The 1076-nt window shown below is 39.1% G+C and carries 2 protein-coding genes; one reads left to right on the forward strand and one right to left on the reverse strand.

Annotated features, from left to right (window positions below; genetic code table 11):
• The first annotated feature begins 49 nt into the window (after positions 1 to 49).
• The gene (locus B9J84_RS13550; protein WP_094124363.1) at positions 50 to 352 is read left to right on the forward strand and encodes a YggL family protein; all 303 of its coding nucleotides are present in this window, start codon (positions 50 to 52) and stop codon (positions 350 to 352) included.
• 109 nt (positions 353 to 461) lie between these two features.
• Here B9J84_RS13550 and B9J84_RS13555 read toward each other — a convergent pair whose 3' ends face one another.
• A complete protein-coding gene (locus B9J84_RS13555; protein ID WP_038148519.1) occupies positions 462 to 1010 on the reverse strand; it encodes a hypothetical protein in 549 nt (182 codons plus the stop codon).
• Positions 1011 to 1076: the final 66 nt, after the last annotated feature.

Consider the following 1076-nt stretch of genomic DNA (forward strand, 5'->3'; position numbering starts at 1 on the left):
AAAAAAAATATGAAAAAAACCAAAAAGAAAAAAAAAAAAAAACCGCCGTATCCGTAAGAAACTGTTTTTAGGTGAATTTGCGATCCTCGGTTTTGAAGTTAGCTGTACAACGTCTATCAAAGACTTTGAACAATACGATCTCTTCGTTGATGAGTTTATTGATTACGTTGATAACATCGGTCTTTGTTTCGGTGGTGGTGGATTAGAGATCTTTGACGGCTTTGTATGCGCAGCCGATCGCTACCGTTCAGCAACAGAAGAAGATAAAGCGTTGGTTGTAAAATGGTTAGAAAATCGTGCTGAAGTAAGCAAAGTTGTTGCTGGTGAATTAGTGGATGCCAATTACGCTTAATTGCTCTTCTATTCTACGTTATTCAACCAGTGCTTTTCATTTGCGATGTCTGACAAAAAAGCCTGAGTGAAACCGCTCAGGCTTTTTTATTACGCTAAATTTTATTACGTTAAAAATCAGCATGTTTAACAAAGTAAGGATTGTTGAATTTATTGGCGTGACCAACAATCGAAACCACTAAACGGTTCCATAGCGCTTTATCAAAAGGTTCTTTAGGAATGGCAGGGTAAAGTGTTTCGACCTCTTCTCTGGCAAAGGCCATAAACTCTTTCTTTTTCCTCTTGTTATACTCTTGGGCGACATTATTGTAGTTGCGGATCCACTCTTTCTTAAAGCGAAGCAAGGCGGGCTCGGCTTTTTCTAAAGGTAGCCGAGAGAGATAAACGCGCTTATACGAGATTTTGCGATCAATCATCGTTCGCATACTGGTTTGAATGTAGGTACCGTGCTGCGTAATGGAAATATCGCTCTCATCAAACAGATTCACACACCAGCCCTTAGGCCAAAAGTCAGCCTGTTTATACTGATTATTTCTAGCGGTTAATACTTGATGAAGCACTAAATCAGAAGTGCCTTTAAAGGTTTGCTGCCATGTGGCTATGCGAATTTGCAATGAACCAGGCAAGCGATAGACATTGGTAAACTTATCTTCGTTCATGACTTCTACAGTAATTGGTTGAATAAAATACAATTTTTGAATGCCATTTGAGTACAGGGAATGCAC

This window comes from Vibrio sp. V03_P4A6T147, assembly GCF_002241085.1.
In the GTDB taxonomy this organism is placed as follows: Bacteria; Pseudomonadota; Gammaproteobacteria; order Enterobacterales; family Vibrionaceae; genus Vibrio; species Vibrio anguillarum.

Bases quoted from the DNA above. Each gene is read 5' to 3' on its own strand.
- B9J84_RS13555 (WP_038148519.1), bottom strand. From the start codon at position 1,010: ATGAACGAAGATAAGTTTACCAATGTCTATCGCTTGCCTGGTTCATTG.